Annotated in this window: 2 protein-coding genes and 2 pseudogenes; all 4 read right to left on the bottom strand. The window is 44.4% G+C overall.

The features are described 5' to 3' along the window. A pseudogene (locus Q0502_RS12165) lies at positions 1-526 on the bottom strand (glycosidase); the annotation flags it as partial. Between the two features lie 30 nt (positions 527-556). Continuing rightward, positions 557-1,927, bottom strand: a complete 1,371-nt coding sequence (locus Q0502_RS12160; RefSeq protein WP_298651078.1) for a glycoside hydrolase family 140 protein — start codon at positions 1,925-1,927, stop codon at positions 557-559. A gap of 25 nt (positions 1,928-1,952) precedes the next feature. Then, positions 1,953-2,987, bottom strand: coding sequence for a glycoside hydrolase family 5 protein (locus tag Q0502_RS12155; RefSeq protein ID WP_298651076.1), 1,035 nt, complete (start codon positions 2,985-2,987; stop codon positions 1,953-1,955). A 47-nt stretch (positions 2,988-3,034) separates the two neighbouring features. After that, a pseudogene (locus Q0502_RS12150) lies at positions 3,035-3,395 on the bottom strand (glycoside hydrolase family 5 protein); the annotation flags it as partial.

Here is a 3,395-nt window from a genome sequence, read left to right as displayed (position 1 = left end):
CCCATTTTTTCAGATCCCTGGTCCGGGCTATACCGGCCGTGGCAATTGCCGAAGACATGTCTCCTTTGGGCGCATCCGGATCTTTGCGTTCCGTACAAAATACACCGTAGATCCAGCCATCCTCATGAGCCGTCAAACGCATATCGTAAACGTTTACATCTGGCTCTTCTCCTTCAGGCATCAGCATCGGGTAATCCCAGAAGCGAAAGTTGTCAATGCCATTCGGGCTTTCTGCAACGGCAAAGAATGATTTCCTGTCGGCACCTTCCACTCTGACTACCAACAAATATTTATCCCCCATCTTAATGGCGCCTGAATTCATTACTGCATTAATCTGAATGCGTTCCATCATGTAATGGTTGGTGTCAGGATTCAGATCATATCTCCACTTTACCGGAATATGTTCTGCAGTTAGAATAGGATCGGAATATCTGTTAAATATACCATTTGTTTTGCTCACCATCTCATTTTTACGCGACAACAATTTCTCCTGTTCATTGATGATGCGTAATATTTCCTTATCCATAGATTATTTCTTATATAGTTTAATTTCCTTTTAGCTGACTTCTTCTAAAATCAAGACCCAGTCATTCCCTTTTCCCCGGGTTGCCGGTCTGGCTGTAAAGTTTCCTTTTGCTTCAGTTATTTTAATTGGTTTTCTAATTCCCGTGCAAGGTTGAAACCATGAAAGTTGAATTTGTTTCGCGGTATTCATCTTGTCCAGAGATACCACTGTTTCTTTACCGGTGGGAATGTAGATTAACGCATAGTCCACACCCCGGGTGGCCACAACCTTTTCCTTGTTATCGTTGTTTGGGCTGACAATAAAACCCTGATCGGGAAACCGGCTTAAATAATCAAAGGATTCCAGCAAGGCTCTGGCATATTTTATTGCGAAGGAACCTGGTAGATCAAGTGCTTCCTGCCAGTTTCTCCTCGCATCGCACATCGGTGTGCGGCCCTCCTCATAAAATTGCCAGATGCTGTTGCATCCGTAGGTATAGCCAAACCCTCCAGAGAAAAGACTCCAATAAAGCGACTGGCGTACGTCACTTTCATCGAACCAGCCGTTTTCCGGGTTGAATCCAATCGGGATATCTTCGTATCGTGGTTCAGCATCCATGGAGGGCTTTATCGGATTTAGCTGATAATCTTTTACCAGTAGTCGTTCATAAATGCCATAGTCGGTCTGGGAATGACTTGTCTGGCAGATGTTGAAATCACACCAGTCGGATTGATGGAACCACTCGGAAGAAGATCGTTCACCTTGCGGGTGAAAAGTCATCAGGTGCTGTTGATCTTCTGATTTGATTCCCCTGGCAAGTGCATCCCATAGGGCAAAGTTCTTACCGTCGGCAGAACGGTCGCCGCCATTCATCCAGATGATGTTGGGTGTTTCCTTGTAACGATTGCCAAGATACTTCCCATATTCATATGCATTCTCCGTTGTAAATATTTCTGGACCCGTTCCCCATTTCTTGTCCACCTTATCACCCCAGGTAGGTACCAAAGCGATATATAATCCGTGCTCGCGAGCCATTGCGATCACTTCATCGACCCACTCAAACCAATTCTCATTCGGGGTCAGGGGATTGTTGTTGTGTAACGGGGTGATGCCATACCGGTTGGGAGTTTCCAAACCATCCAATTCAGCCAGGATGACTGCCTGTATTACCGTAAACCCTTTTTTTCCCCGGTTCTGGAAATAGTGATTGATTTCTTCTCTGGTAAGCCGGTGGAAAAGTTGCCATGCTGTGTCAGCAAAGTAGAAGAATGGAGTCCCATCTTCGTGAACAAGGTATCTTTTGTTGTCAGATATCACCAGGCGTCCATGTGAAAAATCAACAGGTTTCAGATCAACCATATCGGATGATACTCCTTTCGTAAAGACAGCAAATATGCATATCAACAGTAGACCTAATCGCATATGACCAAGGAATTAAGTTGGAATTTTATTCTGTCCACAGATATTTTTCCGCAATTTTCATCTGTGGCCGATCTTTACCATCAATTGGCTGAATCGCCATAAAGTTTTTACCCCACCAGGGACCGGCTGCCCAATAGGTGCCGTTGATTCCGTTTTCCTGCAGATAGGCCAGAAAGTTGTCCAGACATACCTGCCATCGCTCATCCTGATCAGGGATGCCATATTCACCGATAAAACCTCTGAAGTTGTTATCACGCAGCCATTTGATAAAGGGTTGCACCCGTTCAATTCCCTTGTAGGGATTGGCTTTTTCTTCTTCGTAACTTTTCTTGTATGTTCCCGATGCATCATTATCAAAATACACATGTGCCTCGAAAATAAGATTGTTTGCAGGGTCATATAGATTTTTCAGATTGTCGCTGAACTGCATCCATCTTTCGGCAGAGCTCCAGCTGTCACCGCCTACTACAATAGCGTTTTTGGTGTCATGTTTACGAATTGCCAGTATGGATGCCTGTGCTATTTTAGACCAGGGGGTACTCTCCAGCATATTATTGGGTTCATTCATCAATCCGTAACCCCAGATGTTGCTGTATTCAGAAAATTCTTTGGCAATTTTTCCCCATAAATCGGCAAGATGTTCAATTTCTAAACCGCCTTCACCAATACGGTAACGTGTTTCACCCAGATATCTTCTCCCATAATTATGTAAGTCAAATAAAACCAGGATCTCCCGTTTGGCTGCTTCATCTACCACGTAGCGGAGTCGTGCAAGTTCTTCCTTTTCCAGTTCTCCGTTAAGTTGATGTTGTATCCTGTCCCACTTGAACGGCAGACGGATCAGGCGAAACCCTTTTGATCTGACATAATCAAGATTGGCTGCAGTGGGATAGGTGTAATCTTTGTTGTATACTCCGGGGAAGTTCTTACCGAAATCAGCTCCGGCCATGTTCAGCCCGAAGGGTTGCGGCGGATTTTCCACTTTTGAGAAATTCTGGGCTGAAAGATTCGTAGTGATTATCAGTGCGGCAAGAAGTGAAAGTATCATTTTTTTTCTCATTGTCTATTATTATTTGATTTGGTTTTTTTCTCGTTTCTCTTTCGATTCTATTTGGGATCCGTTTTGGTATATTTTTCCAGTACTTTCATCTGAGGACGGTCAGTGGTATAATTATTCGTCGGCTGCACAGCTAGCCGGTAATATCCCCATCTTGGGCCCGCAGACCAGTATGTACCCGGTACCCCATTGTCCCTCAAATAGATGAGCATATTTTCCAGCACAGTGTTCCATCTTTGATCATCATCTGGAATACCATACTCGCCAACCATCCCTTTTTTGTTGTATTTTCGCAACCATTCGACAAAAGGTTTCATCCTGTCAACTCCGGTTTGGGGTGTAGCTCCCTCGGCCTCGTAGGTTGAGGGTACAAAAACTCCGTTCACATAACTTCCGTAAGAGCCCGACATG

The organism is uncultured Proteiniphilum sp. (genome assembly GCF_937873925.1).
In the GTDB taxonomy this organism is placed as follows: domain Bacteria; phylum Bacteroidota; class Bacteroidia; order Bacteroidales; family Dysgonomonadaceae; genus Proteiniphilum.
This window is presented reverse-complemented; position numbering and strand designations above follow the sequence as displayed.

What these genes read in the sequence shown, in the direction of transcription:
- Q0502_RS12160 (WP_298651078.1), bottom strand. Translation starts at nt 1,927, where the DNA reads ATGCGATTAGGTCTACTGTTGATATGCATATTTGCTGTCTTTACGAAA.
- Q0502_RS12155 (WP_298651076.1), bottom strand. Translation starts at nt 2,987, where the DNA reads ATGAGAAAAAAAATGATACTTTCACTTCTTGCCGCACTGATAATCACT.